Here is a 16,048-nt window from a genome sequence, read left to right on the forward strand (position 1 = left end):
GCGAAGAACGCTGACGCGGTAAGTCTGAAGCACTGTGGCGTATTCTTCGCGGGCAAGCCTCGCTCCTACGGGGGGCGGTGGTGTTTTAAAAATGCAGGCAAAAAAACGCCCCGAACCAGTCGGGGCGTCAGATGTGCGACGTTGCGGTTAGCTTTCTATTCGGTCCGCAACGGCCGTTTGCTCAGGCGAATCGGATCAGTGGAACTGTTCTTCTTCAGTCGAACCGGTCAGAGCGGTTACCGAAGACGTGCCACCTTGAATCACGGTGGTCATGTCGTCGAAGTAGCCGGTGCCCACTTCCTGCTGGTGAGCCACGAAGGTGTAGCCCTTCGAAGCGTCAGCGAACTCTTGCTCTTGCAGTTTCACGTAGGCAGTCATGTCGTTGCGGGCGTAGTCGTGCGCCAGGTTGAACATGCTGTGCCACATGTTGTGAATGCCGGCCAGGGTGATGAACTGGTGCTTGTAACCCATGGCGGACAGTTCGCGCTGGAACTTGGCGATGGTCGCGTCGTCCAGGTTTTTCTTCCAGTTGAAGGAAGGCGAGCAGTTGTACGACAGCAGTTGGTCCGGGTATTCCTTTTTGATCGCTTCAGCGAAACGACGAGCTTCGTCCAGGTCCGGCTTGGCGGTTTCGCACCAGATCAGGTCGGCATACGGAGCGTAAGCCAGGCCGCGAGCGATTGCCTGGTCCAGGCCGGCGCGTACTTTGTAGAAGCCTTCCTGAGTACGTTCGCCAGTCACGAACGGCTGGTCGTATGGGTCGCAATCGGAAGTCAGCAGGTCAGCCGCGTTAGCGTCGGTACGAGCCAAAATGATGGTCGGTGTGCCAGCAACGTCAGCTGCCAGACGAGCAGCGGTCAGCTTCTGTACAGCTTCCTGGGTAGGAACCAGTACCTTGCCGCCCATGTGGCCGCATTTTTTCACGGAAGCCAGTTGGTCTTCGAAGTGAACGCCGGCGGCGCCTGCTTCGATCATGCTCTTCATCAGCTCGTAAGCGTTCAGAACGCCGCCGAAACCGGCTTCAGCGTCAGCCACGATCGGTGCGAAGTAGTCGATGTAACCTTCGTCGCCCGGGCCTTTGCCGGCTTTCCACTGGATCTGGTCGGCACGACGGAACGAGTTGTTGATGCGCTTGACCACGGTTGGAACCGAGTCCACCGGGTACAGCGACTGGTCCGGGTACATCGATTCGGCGGAGTTGTTGTCCGCAGCAACCTGCCAGCCCGACAGGTAGATTGCCTGGATACCGGCTTTGACTTGTTGTACAGCCTGGCCGCCGGTCAGGGCGCCCATGCAGTTGACGAAATCTTTATCAGGACGGAAGGATGGCTTGGCGCCCTGGGTGACCAGGTTCCACAGCTTCTCGGCGCCCAGTTTTGCAAAGGTGTGCTCAGGTTGAACCGAGCCACGCAGGCGGACGACGTCAGCAGCGGAGTAAGCGCGTGTCACGCCTTTCCAGCGTGGGTTTTCAGCCCAATCTTTTTCGAGGGCTGCAATTTGCTGTTCGCGTGTCAGTGCCATGGAGATAAACCTCGTCGCATAGGTCTGTGTGGAAAATTCCTGCTCCTGCCAAGTACGCGATTCAATTGGGGCGTAAGAGGCTGCTCGCTGACCAGAAGCTTAGGTGGTCAAGTCGGATTCGGCGGGATTGGCGACGGGATGAACGATGGGCTCGAGGGGAAGTGAGCAGGTAAGGGCGAACTGGCGAGCGCATTCGGGCGTCGTGGGCCTTGGTACGAACTTCAGTGTGGAGCCGGGTTACCTAATTACGCTTCCGTCCCTCGGGACAACTTCGTTCCAGTCGGCAACCTCGTCAAACACACCTTGTGGGCGGTACAGACACGAAGCGGCTCGCGGGGTAGATGCGAGCAGCGCCTCGAAGGCCCTTGCCAGGGCCCCTGATTAGCGGGAGCGAGGCCATCATGCCTTTGCTTTTTTGTATCGTCAAACGTTTTGTAGTGCTTTTTTTCGGGCACTACATCTTTGGTCTAATACGACTAATCAGTCAGTTTTCGGTGGTTTAGTCCAAAGTATCGACTTTCACCCGCAACGTCATGTCATCCCGGCCCTGAGTCGAGTAGCTGCGGGTCTGGCCCTGTTTATCGGCCTGGGTCTGACGGTTCACACCGGCCAGGGTGATCCACTCGCCCAGGCGTCCCGTGACAGTTGTGTCGGTACTTTGCACATTCACTACATCTGGACGTTCCTGGCTCATGCGGTCACGGTTGGTACTGATCGCCAGGTGAACGATGTCGCCGGTAACGCTGGCGGTGACGTAGAAGCCCTGAGTGACGTTGCGGTACTCGGTCTGGCTGCGCAGATCACCATAGGAATCGGTCTGAGTGCTGGTGAGCGGGACGCTTTGGCCGACCTGAATCAGCGCCGGTGTGCCTTCACTGGCCTGAATCTGCTGGATGCCGCCATCACGGCTATCGGTGCTGCGATTGATGATGCGCGTCTGGCTCGGTTTGGCGCCGTTGACCGAGTAGCCCTGGTCGCCCTGGAAGTTGTTTTCGTTGGTGTCGACCGTGATCAGCAGGCGCTTTGCAGCAACGTCGAGTTGTGCGACAAGGGCCTTAAGTTCGTCGATCTTGCGCTGTTCTGCGTTGACAATCAGTTGGTTGCCGTAAGCGCTGACCTGGCCGTCCTTGCCGATGAAATCCTGTGCCATGGGTAGCATATCGGCGCTGGTGTGGTAATTCAGGGGCACGATCTCGGTGGCTGCCATGACTGAAAAACTGCACGTCAGCAGCAGCGTGGTGAGCAGGGTGCGTAGGGACATATCCGTTATCTCCGACATCTTGAAGTGTTGATATTGCCAGTTTGTCGGCCCGGCGTGGGGCAAGTTGAATCGTAGACAGCAAAACGCCCCGGCATCGGTCGATGGCGAGGCGTTTTGTGGTGTTCTGGCGGGCTTTTGTGGCGAGGGAGCTTGCTCCCGCTGGGCTGCACAGCAGCCCTAAAAATCTTGGGAACGCTTCGCGCCCCAGCGGGAGCAAGCTCCCTCGCCACAGTAATCACCCATCACAGGGAATTAAGCGGAGTGCCGCACCATGTCCACATGAGAAATCCCGGCTTCCAGGAATTCCTCACTGACCTGTCTGAAGCCCAGGCGCTCATAGAACGCCGTGGCCTGGACCTGTGCGCTCAGCATCTGCTGCTTCAGATCGCGCTTCTCGGCTTCACCGATCACCGCTTGCATCAGCGCATCGCCGACTTTCAAACCGCGCCAGTCTTTCAGCACCGAGACCCGGCCAATGTGCCCATCGGGCAGCAGGCGGGCGGTGCCAATCGGAAAGTCGCCTTCGAAGGCCAGGAAATGCACCGCCGTTGCGTCATCCGCATCCCATTCCAATTCTGGCGGAACGGATTGCTCGGCAATGAACACCGTCTCACGAATGCGCCGGATCTCGGCGTTGTCCTTTTGCCAGTCTGCGACACGAACGTGAATTTTATTCATCGGCAAACCCCAGGCTTCCTTGCTTGATCAGTTCGCACAGCAAGCCGCGGCTGTCTTCGTCGGTCAGCCACTCGCCCAGATTGTCAGCGTGCAGGGAGTCGGCAGCGCAGATCATTTTCAGCAGCTCACGCAGCTTGCCTGGCAGATAACGGCTCTGGCCGCTGGCGAACAGCAGGAGGTCGTCATCGACTTCGGACCAGGCCAGGCGTGCGCTCGGGTTGCGGATCAGTATTGCGCCTTGCTCCAGGCTGGCAAGCAGGTCGTCTTCTTCGATCTCTTCCGGGCCTACCACGAGTTCCGGGTAGCGCGGCTCGGTCATGTACTGGCCAAACCAGGTCAGCAGCAGGCGCTCGTCGCTCATGTGCTCGGCCAGCAAGGCTTTCAGGCGATCAAGGGCGTCGTGCTGAATCTGGTGCGGATCGACCGCCGGCAGGGCGTCGGCATCGGTGTAGCGCTCTTCATCGGTCAGGAACTGGCTGAGGAAGTCAGTGAAGTGAGTCAGCACTTCAGAAGCGCTCGGGGCGCGGAAGCCGACCGAGTAGGTCATGCAGTCATCAATCGCAACACCGCAGTGGGCCAGGCGCGGCGGCAGGTAGAGCATGTCGCCAGGTTCCAGGACCCACTCATCGGTGGCTTCGAAATCAGCGAGGATGCGCAGGTCCGCGTGTTGCAGCAACTTGCTCTCGGAATCGCACATCTGGCCGATTTTCCAGTTGCGCTTGCCGTGACCCTGCAGCAGGAACACATCGTAGTTATCGAAGTGTGGGCCGACGCTGCCACCCGGGGCGGCGAAGCTGATCATCACGTCGTCGACGCGCCAGCTCGGCAGGAAGCGGAAGTTTTCCAGCAGCTCAGAAACTTCCGGAACGAACTGGTCAACCGCTTGAACCAGCAGGGTCCAGTCACGTTCCGGCAGTTTGCTGAATTCGTCTTCGGCGAACGGACCGCGACGCAATTCCCAAGGGCGCTCGCCGTTTTCGATTACCAGGCGCGATTCAACTTCTTCTTCCAGCGCCAGGCCAGCCAGTTCGTCGGCGTCAATCGGGCTTTCGAATTCAGGAATCGCCTGGCGGATCAGCAGGGGTTTTTTCTGCCAGTAGTCGCGCAGGAATTCGCGCGCCGTGATGCCGCCCAGAAGTTGAAGAGGAATGTCAGGATTCATGTGTAACCTATTGAAAAAATGCACTTTTCAGACGGGAATAAAAACGCCCGGCGCTGCCGGGCGTCTCAAACGGGTAAAACGGTCGATCAGATGCGTTTGGCTTGTGCCACGGCGTTACCGATGTAGTTCGCCGGGGTGAGCAATTTCAGCTCGGCCTTGGCAGCGGCTGGCATGTCCAGGCCGTCGATGAAAGTTTGCAGTGCTTCAGGGCTGATGCCCTTGCCACGCGTCAACTCTTTCAGCTTTTCATACGGGTTTTCGATGTTGTAGCGACGCATCACGGTCTGGATCGGCTCGGCCAGCACTTCCCAGCACGCGTCCAGGTCAGCTGCGATCTTCTGAGCGTTGAGCTCCAGTTTGCTGATGCCCTTGAGGCTGGCTTCGTACGCGATCACGCTGTGGGCGAAGCCGACACCGAGGTTGCGCAGCACGGTGGAGTCGGTCAGGTCACGCTGCCAGCGGGAGATCGGCAGCTTGCTCGCCAAATGCTGGAACAGCGCGTTGGCGATACCCAGGTTGCCTTCGGAGTTTTCGAAGTCGATCGGGTTGACCTTGTGCGGCATGGTCGACGAACCGATTTCGCCAGCGATGGTGCGCTGCTTGAAATAGCCCAGGGAAATGTAGCCCCAGATGTCGCGGTCGAAGTCGATCAGGATGGTGTTGAAGCGGGCGATCGCGTCGAACAGCTCGGCGATGTAGTCGTGCGGTTCGATCTGCGTGGTGTACGGGTTGAAGCCCAGGCCCAGCTCGTCTTCGATGAAGGCGCGGGCGTTCTCTTCCCAGTCGATCTCAGGGTAGGCCGACAGGTGAGCGTTGTAGTTGCCGACAGCGCCGTTGATCTTGCCCAGCAGCGGAACGGCAGCGACTTGAGCGATCTGACGCTCCAGACGGTAAACCACGTTCGCCAGCTCTTTGCCCAGGGTGGTCGGCGAGGCCGGTTGACCGTGGGTGCGCGACAGCATTGGCACGTCAGCGAAACGGATGGCCAGTTCGCGGATGGCTTGAGCGGTCTGGCGCATCAGCGGCAGCATCACATCATCACGACCTTCGCGCAGCATCAGGGCGTGGGACAGGTTGTTGATGTCCTCGCTGGTGCAGGCAAAGTGGATGAACTCGCTGACCTTGGCCAGTTCCGGCAGCTTGGCCGCCTGCTCCTTGAGCAGGTATTCGATGGCTTTGACGTCGTGGTTGGTGGTGCGCTCGATCTCTTTGACACGCTCGGCGTGCTCCAGAGCGAAGTTCTCCGCCAGGGTGTTCAGCACCGCGTTGGCTTCGGCGGAGAACGCCGGCACTTCGCTGATGCCTGGGTGAGCGGCCAGGCGCTGGAGCCAGCGCACTTCAACCAGAACGCGAGCACGGATCAGGCCGTACTCGCTGAAAATTGGGCGCAGGGCCTGGGTTTTGCCGGCGTAGCGGCCGTCAACAGGGGAAACCGCAGTGAGCGAAGAAAGCTGCATGGGGTGTTCTCGGACAGTCGGGCAACGAAATGGGGCGCGTATCATACATGAAAAAATCCGCCGGTCCGTTGCCAACTGACCGGCGTATTACGCGTTACAGATCTAAAGCGGTGTTGCGGGCGCGGTTCAGCTGCTGCGCATCAGCGGGTAAAGCTCTTTGAGCAACTTGCGACGGCTGATCACCAGCTGCCAGCGATGGCCGCCCAACTGCCGCCACAGGCGCGCCGAACGAATCCCGGCCAGCAACAGGGCGCGGATTTTCGAGGCGTTGCTCGGTTGCTGCAGGTTGCGCATGTCGCCGTGGACCTGAATCCGTTGGCGCAAGGTGCTCAGGGTGTCCTGGTACAGCGCACCGCAGGCCGCAATCACGTTTTCGTGGGCCGGGCCGAAGTGCTCGACCTGGGATTGAATCTGCGGCAAACGCTTGCCGATCACATCGAGCAAGTCGTCGCGCTTGGCCAGCTGACGCTCCAGGCCCAGCATGGCCAGGGCGTAACGCAGCGGTTCGCGCTGCAGGGTGCTCGGGTCGCGTTCCAGGGCGCCGATCAATGCGCGATAGCCTTCGCGCAGATTGAGGTCGTCGCCGCCGTACACTTCCAGGGTGTCCTTGGGGTCGCGGATCAGCAGGCTGCCGAGCATGCAGGTCAGGCCGGCTTCGGTGGTCTGGCCGGTCTTGGCAATCTTGTCGACGAGGACGGCGGCGAGAAACACGCCGCCCAGCGCCGTCAGTTGCTCCTGAGTGGGGTTCATGCCTTGCTGCTCCATGGCTCTGCGACTTCAATCACGCCGCCGCCGAGGCATATTTCACCGTCGTAGAACACCACGGACTGGCCCGGGGTGACCGCGCGCTGTGGGTCATCGAAGGTGGCGCGATAGCCGGTGGCGGTTTTTTCCAGCGTGCAGGGCTGATCGCTTTGGCGATAACGAACCTTGGCGGTCAACTTGCGCGGCTCGGTCAGATCGATCGGGTTGACCCAATAGATGTCCGAGGCGAGCAGGGCGCGGGAGAACAGGTAAGGATGGTCATTGCCCTGGCCGACGATCAGCTCGTTGTGTTCCAGGTCCTTGATCAGCACGTACCATGGCTCGTCACCGGCGTCTTTCAAGCCGCCGATGCCCAGGCCCTGACGCTGGCCGATGGTGTGATACATCAAGCCGTGGTGACGGCCGATGACTTCACCTTCGGTGGTCTTGATCTCGCCCGGTTGGGCCGGCAGGTATTGCTTGAGGAAGTCACTGAAGCGGCGTTCGCCGATAAAGCAGATCCCTGTGGAATCCTTTTTCTTCGCGGTGGCGAGTTCGTGTTTCTCGGCAATCGCGCGCACTTCGGGCTTTTCCAGTTCGCCGACCGGGAACAGGGTCTTGGCGATCTGTTCGCCGCCGACGGCGTGCAGGAAATAGCTCTGGTCCTTGTTCGGGTCCAGGCCCTTGAGCAGTTCGGTGCGGCCATCGATGTCGCGGCGGCGCACGTAGTGGCCGGTAGCGATCAGGTCGGCGCCGAGCACCATGGCGTAGTCGAGGAACGCCTTGAACTTGATCTCGCGGTTGCACAGGATGTCCGGGTTTGGCGTGCGACCGGCCTTGTACTCGGCCAGGAAGTGCTCGAACACGTTGTCCCAGTACTCGGCGGCGAAATTGGCGGTGTGCAGCTTGATGCCAATCTTGTCGCACACGGCCTGGGCATCCGCCAGGTCGTCCATGGCGGTGCAGTATTCCGTTCCATCGTCTTCTTCCCAGTTCTTCATGAACAGGCCTTCCACCTCATAACCCTGCTCGATCAGCAGGAGAGCGGAAACGGAAGAGTCCACGCCGCCGGACATGCCGACAATGACGCGCTTCTTTTGTGTGTCAGAAGGGGCTGGATCACGCATAGGGATTCAATGAGTGTCTTGAAAAAGGACGCGATTCTAACAGGCCGAAGCCCGCAAGGCTAAAGAGAAGGGCGGATCAGTTCGAGACTGTAGTGCTGGCCGTCCAGATAATCATCGATACAGCGGATGATCAGCTCACTGCGCCAGTTTGCGCGCTGTGCCAGCAATTCGTCACGCGTCAGCCATTTTGCGCCGACGATGCCGTCATCCAGTTGATAGTCGGGGTAATGTTTGAGCGGCTTCGCGGTGAAACAGACCCGCTGGTAGGTCACGCCGTTGCTGGGGGCGGTGTAGAGGTAAATGCCCACCACGCCGGTCGGTTCGACGTCCCAGCCGGTTTCTTCCAGGGTTTCGCGCACGGCGGCTTCGATCAGGGTTTCGTCCGGGTCCAGATGGCCGGCCGGCTGGTTGAGCACCGTTCGTCCGTGCTTGGTTTCTTCGACCATCAGGAAGCGTCCGTTGTCTTCGACGATGGTGGCGACGGTGATGTGGGGTTTCCAATCCATGAAGCTTCCTCGGTTTCTAATATTGGAATAAAGAACAGTGTGGGAGCGAGCCTGCTCGCGATGACGGTGGGTCGGTCGACATCAATGTTGAATGATATATCGCTATCGCGAGCAGGCTCGCTCCCACATTGGTGCGTATTTCATAGATGAAAAGTGTGGGGCACAAACAGAAACCCCGGCACTGGGCCGGGGCTTCTTTGCATCCTTACAACCTTAAACCAACGCAGCGATCGCGGCGTTGAAGGTGTTGCTTGGGCGCATGGCCTTGCTGATCAGCTCGGCATTAGCGTGGTAGTAACCGCCGATGTCCACTGGCTTGCCCTGAACGGCGTTGAGCTCGGCAACGATGGTTGCTTCGTTCTCGGCCAGGGTCTTGGCCAGTTCGCCGAACTGCGCTTGCAGTGCAGCGTCTTCGGTCTGGGCGGCCAGGGCCTGGGCCCAGTACAGCGCCAGGTAGAAGTGGCTGCCGCGGTTGTCGATATTGCCGACTTTGCGCGATGGCGACTTGTTGTTGTCCAGGAACTGGCCAGTGGCCTGATCCAGGGTCTTGGCCAGCACCAGCGCTTTCGGGTTGTTGTAAGTAACACCCAGATGCTCAAGGGAAGCGGCCAGGGCCAGGAACTCGCCCAGGGAATCCCAGCGCAGGAAGTTCTCTTCCAGCAGCTGTTGAACGTGCTTCGGTGCCGAACCGCCGGCGCCGGTTTCGAACAGGCCGCCGCCATTCATCAGCGGAACGATTGACAGCATCTTGGCGCTGGTGCCCAGTTCCATGATCGGGAACAGGTCGGTCAGGTAGTCGCGCAGTACGTTGCCGGTCACCGAGATGGTGTCCTTGCCTTCGCGGGTACGGCCCAAGGTGAAGGCCATCGCGTCGACTGGCGACATGATGCGGATGTCCAGGCCGGAGGTGTCGTGATCCTTCAGGTAGGCCTGAACTTTCTCGATCACTACACCGTCGTGGGCGCGCATCGGGTCCAGCCAGAAAATAGCCGGGGTTGCGCTTGCACGGGCACGGTTGACGGCCAGTTTGACCCAATCCTGGATCGGCGCGTCTTTGGTCTGGCACATGCGGAAGATGTCGCCGGCTTCAACCGACTGCTCCAGCAGAGTGCGGCCAGCGCCGTCGGAAACCCGAACCACGCCGTTGGCCTTGATCTGGAACGTCTTGTCGTGGGAGCCGTACTCTTCGGCTTTTTTCGCCATCAGGCCAACGTTTGGCACGCTGCCCATGGTGGTCGGATCGAAAGCGCCGTGCAGCTTGCAGTCTTCGATCACCGCCTGGTAGATGGTGGCGTAGCAGCGATCCGGGATCACCGCCTTGGTGTCGTGCAGCTGACCGTCAGTGCCCCACATTTTGCCGGAGTCACGGATCATCGCCGGCATCGAGGCGTCGACGATCACGTCGCTCGGCACGTGCAGGTTGGTGATGCCTTTGTCGGAGTTGACCATGGCCAACGACGGACGAACGGCGTAGACCGCCTGGATGTCCGCTTCGATCTGCGCTTGTTGCTCGGCCGGCAAGGCCTTGATGCGAGCGTACAGGTCGCCGATGCCGTTGTTCAGGTTGAAACCGATCTGTGCCAGCACGTCAGCGTGCTTGGCCAGTGCGTCTTTATAGAACTCGGCAACGATCTGGCCGAACATGATCGGGTCGGAGACCTTCATCATGGTGGCTTTCAAGTGAACCGACAGCAGCACGCCTTTTTGCTTGGCGTCTTCGATCTCGGCAGCGATGAAGCTGCGCAGAGCGTTTTTGCTCATGACCGCGCAATCGAGGATCTCACCGGCTTGCACGGTGGTTTTTTCTTTCAGGACGGTGGTGGTGCCGTCTTGAGCGATCAGTTCGATTTTGACGGCATCAGCGGCGTCGATCAGGGCGGCTTTTTCGCTGCCGTAGAAATCACCGGTGCTCATGTGTGCGACATGGGACTTGGAGTCCGCAGCCCAGGCGCCCATTTTGTGCGGGTGCTTGCGTGCATAGTTCTTGACCGACAGCGGTGCACGACGATCAGAGTTGCCTTCGCGCAGAACCGGGTTCACGGCGCTGCCCTTGATCTTGTCGTAGCGCGACTTGGCGAGCTTGTCGGCGTCGGTGGTCACGGTTTCCGGGTAGTCCGGCAGGGCGAAGCCCTGGGCTTGCAGCTCTTTGATTGCGGCTTGCAGTTGCGGAACCGAGGCGCTGATGTTCGGCAGCTTGATGATGTTGGCTTCAGGCGTAACGGCCAGATCGCCCAGTTCGGCGAGGTGGTCGGCTACGGCTTTGTCACCCAATTGCTCGGGGAAGCTGGCCAGGATGCGCCCTGCAAGAGAGATATCGCGGGTTTCCACGGCGATATCAGCCGAAGCGGTGAACGCTTCTACGATAGGCAACAGTGAATAGGTGGCGAGGGCGGGAGCTTCGTCGGTGAAGGTATAGATGATCTTCGAGCGGGTGGGCATATTCGGATTAACTCTCTCTTCTTTGCTAAAGCGTGCGCAGAAACTCGAGGGGCGCCGGGTAAGCGCGTTCGTTCAAAGTCATCCATGAGCCGAATGTCGAGGTTTCTTTGCGGTGATGTTGGGTGCATCGGTCGAGCGTCAAGCGGGTGGGTTGCGGTAACAACCCTGCTTTTTCAGGCCCCAAGCCTCGTAGTAGAGAGGTCGGCCATCGTGACTCTGCGGTCAGCGGGCGGCATTATACATAGGTAGCTGGCAATCTGCCGATGGTTCATATGCAACGATTCTCGTCCATTGGTCTAAAGGTCGCAGGGGCGAGGGGGGCGTAGAGTCTTGCACCGTGCTTGAGTTTGGCGCTTTTCCCTTTGCTTTCAGGCTTGTACGTCGCGAACTGTGCAGCTTTGCGGCAGATGGATGGAACATAGGGTTTGCGTGCCGATTTAACTGGGGTACGCTCGAACGAAGCCAGATGTTCAATCCAAACAATGGAGTTCAGCATGGGATACAAGAAGATTCAGGTTCCAGCAGTCGGCGACAAAATCACCGTCAACGCGGACCATTCTCTCAATGTTCCTAACAACCCGATCATCCCCTTCATCGAAGGTGATGGTATTGGCGTTGATATCAGCCCGGTCATGATCAAGGTTGTCGATGCTGCTGTTAAGAAGGCTTACGGCGGCGAGCGCAAAATTTCCTGGATGGAAGTCTATGCCGGGGAGAAAGCGACTCAGGTTTACGATCAGGACACCTGGCTTCCCCAGGAAACCCTGGACGCAGTCAAGGATTACGTGGTTTCCATCAAGGGCCCTCTGACCACCCCGGTCGGTGGCGGTATCCGTTCCCTGAACGTGGCCCTGCGTCAGCAACTCGACCTTTATGTATGCCTGCGCCCGGTGCGCTGGTTCGAAGGCGTGCCTAGCCCGGTCAAGAAGCCAGGCGATGTCGATATGACGATCTTCCGTGAGAACTCGGAAGACATCTACGCCGGTATCGAATGGAAAGCCGGTTCGCCGGAAGCGACCAAGGTCATCAAGTTCCTCAAAGATGAAATGGGCGTCACCAAGATCCGTTTCGACGAAAACTGCGGTATCGGCATCAAGCCGGTTTCCCTGCAAGGCACCAAACGTCTGGCGCGCAAGGCGTTGCAGTATGTGGTCGACAACGACCGCGACTCGCTGACCATCGTGCACAAAGGCAACATCATGAAGTTCACCGAAGGTGCCTTCAAGGAATGGGCCTACGAAGTGGCCGCTGAAGAATTCGGTGCGACCCTGCTCGACGGCGGTCCGTGGATGCAGTTCAAGAACCCGAAAACCGGCAAGAACGTCATCGTCAAGGACGCCATCGCCGACGCCATGCTCCAGCAGATCCTGCTGCGCCCGGCCGAATACGATGTGATCGCGACCCTGAACCTGAACGGCGACTATCTCTCTGACGCCCTGGCGGCGGAAGTGGGCGGTATCGGTATTGCACCGGGCGCCAACCTGTCCGACACCATTGCCATGTTTGAAGCGACCCACGGTACTGCGCCGAAATACGCCGGCAAGGACCAGGTCAACCCGGGTTCCCTGATCCTGTCCGCAGAGATGATGCTGCGCCACATGGGTTGGACCGAAGCGGCAGACCTGATCATCAAGGGCACCAACGGCGCGATTTCCGCCAAAACCGTGACCTATGATTTCCATCGTCTGATGGAAGGCGCGAAACTGCTGTCTTCTTCTGCGTTTGGTGATGCGCTCATCTCGCATATGTAAGCGAGTTCCCGCATAACAAAAACCGCCCGATTCAGTGATTGAGTCGGGCGGTTTTTTTATGACTGAATGATGCGTCAGCTCGTTACTGTTTCCTGCGGGGTGACAGCGGCAGTCTGTTCATTTTCGGTTGTCGCAGCCTTGATTTCGACGGCATGCAGCCCCTTGGGGCCCTGAACAATCTGGAAACTCACGATTTGCCCGGCCTTGAGGGTTTTATATCCGTCCATCTCAATGGCCGAGTAGTGGGCAAAGAAGTCGATATCTTTTCCATCTTCGTCACGACCTTCTCTGGCGTCGGTGTTAATGAAACCGAACCCCTTGGCATTGTTGAACCATTTCACCTTGCCGACTGACATACCCATATCCCTCTGCAACAGACTCCATCACTGGAGTATCATCCAGTACATCCGCAGTCGAATCTCGAAATAAGATTGACTCCGCGGACCTTTTTTACCCACTGTGGGCTCTATTGGTTGTAACACCGTTTTGCCGATAGTCAAGGTGACCGGGCGGTCGGAGTTGAAATCGTCCATAGCCGCCCCCACCACTGTATTTGAACAACTGACGAACCTTTCTTTCCATGCATGCAATCAGCCAGATTCGACTAACATTCAATCAGGATCGCCCGGCTCTCCAAAAAGATCACCCGGAGCCCCACGACGACGATTCCGCAGGCATTGCTGTTCAGGAGGCAAAGCCTGCATTACAGGCGCCGCCGATGTACAAGGTGGTTTTGTTCAACGATGACTACACACCGATGGATTTCGTCGTCGAAGTGCTCGAGGTGTTTTTTAACCTGAATCGGGAGCTGGCGACCAAGGTCATGCTGGCCGTCCACACAGAAGGACGGGCAGTATGTGGAGTGTTTACCCGCGACATCGCCGAGACTAAGGCCATGCAGGTCAACCAGTACGCCAGGGAAAGCCAGCATCCGCTACTCTGTGAAATCGAGAAGGACGGTTAATCGCCGACCACTTGGGTATGAGGTGAAGCTATGTTAAACCGCGAGCTCGAAGTCACCCTCAATCTTGCCTTCAAGGAGGCTCGATCGAAGCGTCATGAATTCATGACCGTCGAACACCTCCTGCTGGCCCTATTGGACAATGAGGCTGCCGCCACCGTTTTGCGTGCCTGCGGCGCAAACCTCGACAAACTCAAGCACGATCTGCAGGAGTTCATTGACTCCACCACGCCCTTGATCCCCGTCCATGACGAAGATCGCGAAACCCAGCCAACCCTGGGCTTCCAGCGTGTCCTGCAACGTGCTGTTTTCCACGTACAGAGCTCGGGCAAACGCGAAGTGACTGGCGCTAACGTGCTGGTCGCCATCTTCAGTGAGCAAGAGAGTCAGGCAGTGTTCCTGCTGAAACAGCAGAGCGTTGCGCGCATTGATGTCGTCAACTACATCGCCCATGGCATTTCCAAAGTGCCGGGGCATGGCGATCACTCTGAAGGTGAGCAAGATATGCAGGACGACGAGGGCGGTGAGTCTTCTTCTTCAGGCAATCCTCTGGATGCTTATGCCAGCAACCTCAACGAACTCGCGCGCCAGGGTCGTATCGATCCGTTGGTAGGCCGTGAGCTGGAAGTCGAGCGTGTCGCGCAGATCCTGGCGCGTCGTCGCAAAAACAACCCGCTGCTGGTGGGCGAGGCGGGCGTGGGTAAAACCGCGATTGCCGAAGGCCTGGCTAAACGCATTGTCGACAACCAGGTGCCGGACTTGCTGGCCAACAGCGTGGTCTATTCCCTCGATCTGGGGGCCTTGCTGGCCGGGACCAAATACCGTGGCGATTTCGAGAAGCGCTTCAAGGCGCTGCTCAATGAGCTGAAAAAACGTCCGCAGGCGATCCTGTTCATCGACGAGATCCACACCATCATTGGTGCGGGTGCCGCGTCCGGTGGCGTCATGGATGCCTCGAACCTGCTCAAACCGCTGCTGTCGTCGGGCGATATCCGTTGCATCGGCTCAACCACGTTCCAGGAATTCCGCGGGATCTTCGAGAAGGACCGTGCCTTGGCCCGGCGCTTCCAGAAGGTCGATGTGTCGGAGCCTTCGGTTGAAGACACCATCGGCATCCTGCGCGGCCTGAAAGGGCGTTTTGAAGCGCACCACAACATCGAATACAGCGATGAGGCGTTGCGTGCCGCCGCTGAACTGGCGTCGCGCTACATCAATGACCGGCACATGCCGGACAAGGCCATCGACGTCATCGACGAGGCGGGCGCCTATCAGCGTCTGCAGCCGATCGAGAAGCGCGTGAAACGCATCGAGGTGCCTCAGGTCGAGGACATCGTTGCGAAAATCGCGCGGATTCCGCCTAAGCACGTCACCAGCTCCGACAAAGAGCTGCTGCGCAACCTTGAGCGTGACCTGAAGCTGACGGTATTTGGCCAGGATGCCGCGATCGATTCGCTGTCGACCGCGATCAAACTGTCTCGTGCTGGCCTCAAGTCGCCTGACAAGCCAGTCGGTTCGTTCCTGTTCGCAGGGCCGACCGGCGTCGGTAAAACCGAAGCGGCGCGTCAGCTGGCCAAGGCGTTGGGCATCGAGCTGGTTCGTTTCGACATGTCCGAGTACATGGAGCGCCACACCGTATCGCGTCTGATCGGTGCGCCTCCAGGTTATGTCGGGTTCGATCAGGGCGGTCTGCTGACCGAAGCCATCACCAAGCAGCCTCACTGCGTGCTGTTGCTCGATGAGATCGAGAAGGCGCATCCGGAAGTCTTCAACCTGCTGTTGCAGGTGATGGACCACGGTACGTTGACCGATAACAACGGGCGCAAGGCGGATTTCCGTAACGTGATCGTCATCATGACGACCAACGCCGGTGCCGAAACAGCAGCGCGTGCTTCGATCGGTTTCACCCATCAGGACCACTCGTCCGATGCGATGGAAGTGATCAAGAAGAGCTTCACGCCGGAGTTCCGCAACCGTCTGGACACCATTATCCAGTTTGGTCGCCTCAGCCATGAGGTCATCAAAAGCGTGGTGGACAAGTTCCTTACCGAGCTTCAGGCGCAGCTGGAAGACAAGCGCGTGCAGCTGGAAGTGACCGACGCTGCGCGAAGCTGGCTGGCAGCAGGTGGCTACGACTCGGCAATGGGTGCTCGACCAATGGCGCGTTTGATCCAGGACAAGATCAAGCGTCCGCTGGCGGAAGAGATCCTCTTTGGCGAACTGGCCGACCATGGTGGCGTGGTGCACATCGACCTCAAGGACGGCGAGCTGACCTTCGAGTTCGAAACCACGGCCGAAATGGCCTGACGTTAACCGCGACAAAGCAAAAGGCGCCGAGAGGCGCCTTTTTGCTGTTCGCCGAATTTGAACGCCTGACACCTCGTCCTGTGGGAGCCTGCTCGCGATGGCGGCGGGTCAGCTTGCATTGATGTTGAATGCAATGC

Annotated in this window: 13 protein-coding genes; 3 read left to right on the forward strand and 10 right to left on the reverse strand. The window is 58.7% G+C overall.

The window, feature by feature from the left end; genetic code table 11:
• Window positions 1-195: 195 nt before the first annotated feature.
• From aceA to RHP74_RS10630, 9 genes are all read right to left on the reverse strand, one after another.
• Window positions 196-1,521 (reverse strand): isocitrate lyase, encoded by a 1,326-nt coding sequence (gene aceA / locus RHP74_RS10590; RefSeq protein ID WP_010458877.1) that lies wholly within the window; start codon window positions 1,519-1,521, stop codon window positions 196-198.
• A 499-nt stretch (window positions 1,522-2,020) separates the two neighbouring features.
• Entirely contained in the window at window positions 2,021-2,782 is a 762-nt protein-coding gene (locus tag RHP74_RS10595) for a secretin N-terminal domain-containing protein (protein ID WP_077748740.1), read from the reverse strand.
• Between the two features lie 252 nt (window positions 2,783-3,034).
• Complete coding sequence (locus RHP74_RS10600) at window positions 3,035-3,460, reverse strand: GNAT family N-acetyltransferase (RefSeq protein WP_010458881.1); 426 nt, start codon at window positions 3,458-3,460, stop codon at window positions 3,035-3,037.
• Window positions 3,453-4,622, reverse strand: a complete 1,170-nt coding sequence (locus RHP74_RS10605) for a cupin domain-containing protein (RefSeq protein ID WP_010458883.1) — start codon at window positions 4,620-4,622, stop codon at window positions 3,453-3,455. Before RHP74_RS10605 ends, RHP74_RS10600 begins: the two co-directional genes overlap by 8 nt.
• 86 nt (window positions 4,623-4,708) lie before the next feature.
• The gene (purB, locus tag RHP74_RS10610) at window positions 4,709-6,079 is read right to left on the reverse strand and encodes an adenylosuccinate lyase (protein WP_010458886.1); all 1,371 of its coding nucleotides are present in this window, start codon (window positions 6,077-6,079) and stop codon (window positions 4,709-4,711) included.
• A 126-nt stretch (window positions 6,080-6,205) separates the two neighbouring features.
• Window positions 6,206-6,829, reverse strand: coding sequence for a high frequency lysogenization protein HflD (gene hflD / locus RHP74_RS10615; RefSeq protein ID WP_010458887.1), 624 nt, complete (start codon window positions 6,827-6,829; stop codon window positions 6,206-6,208).
• Window positions 6,826-7,950, reverse strand: a complete 1,125-nt coding sequence (gene mnmA, locus RHP74_RS10620; RefSeq protein ID WP_010458889.1) for a tRNA 2-thiouridine(34) synthase MnmA — start codon at window positions 7,948-7,950, stop codon at window positions 6,826-6,828. The genes hflD and mnmA overlap by 4 nt, the downstream gene beginning before the upstream one ends.
• Before the next feature lie 59 nt (window positions 7,951-8,009).
• The gene (locus tag RHP74_RS10625; protein ID WP_311099297.1) at window positions 8,010-8,456 is read right to left on the reverse strand and encodes an NUDIX hydrolase; all 447 of its coding nucleotides are present in this window, start codon (window positions 8,454-8,456) and stop codon (window positions 8,010-8,012) included.
• 213 nt (window positions 8,457-8,669) lie between these two features.
• A complete protein-coding gene (locus RHP74_RS10630) occupies window positions 8,670-10,895 on the reverse strand; it encodes an NADP-dependent isocitrate dehydrogenase (protein ID WP_102595123.1) in 2,226 nt (741 codons plus the stop codon).
• A 494-nt stretch (window positions 10,896-11,389) separates the two neighbouring features.
• Here RHP74_RS10630 and icd point away from each other — a divergent pair, with 494 nt between their 5' ends.
• A complete protein-coding gene (gene icd / locus RHP74_RS10635) occupies window positions 11,390-12,646 on the forward strand; it encodes an NADP-dependent isocitrate dehydrogenase (protein WP_010458895.1) in 1,257 nt (418 codons plus the stop codon).
• Between the two features lie 74 nt (window positions 12,647-12,720).
• On the opposite strand, the gene RHP74_RS10640 is transcribed toward icd, so the two are convergent.
• On the reverse strand, window positions 12,721-13,002 hold the full coding sequence (locus RHP74_RS10640; protein WP_042932186.1) for a cold shock domain-containing protein: 282 nt from the start codon (window positions 13,000-13,002) through the stop codon (window positions 12,721-12,723).
• A gap of 224 nt (window positions 13,003-13,226) precedes the next feature.
• Here RHP74_RS10640 and clpS point away from each other — a divergent pair, with 224 nt between their 5' ends.
• Both clpS and clpA read left to right on the forward strand, forming a co-directional pair.
• On the forward strand, window positions 13,227-13,610 hold the full coding sequence (gene clpS / locus RHP74_RS10645) for an ATP-dependent Clp protease adapter ClpS (RefSeq protein ID WP_010458899.1): 384 nt from the start codon (window positions 13,227-13,229) through the stop codon (window positions 13,608-13,610).
• Between the two features lie 30 nt (window positions 13,611-13,640).
• Window positions 13,641-15,911, forward strand: a complete 2,271-nt coding sequence (clpA, locus tag RHP74_RS10650) for an ATP-dependent Clp protease ATP-binding subunit ClpA (protein ID WP_007946437.1) — start codon at window positions 13,641-13,643, stop codon at window positions 15,909-15,911.
• Window positions 15,912-16,048 lie beyond the last annotated feature (137 nt).

The organism is Pseudomonas sp. SG20052, from assembly GCF_031766055.1.
Classification (GTDB): Bacteria; Pseudomonadota; Gammaproteobacteria; order Pseudomonadales; family Pseudomonadaceae; genus Aquipseudomonas; species Aquipseudomonas mandelii.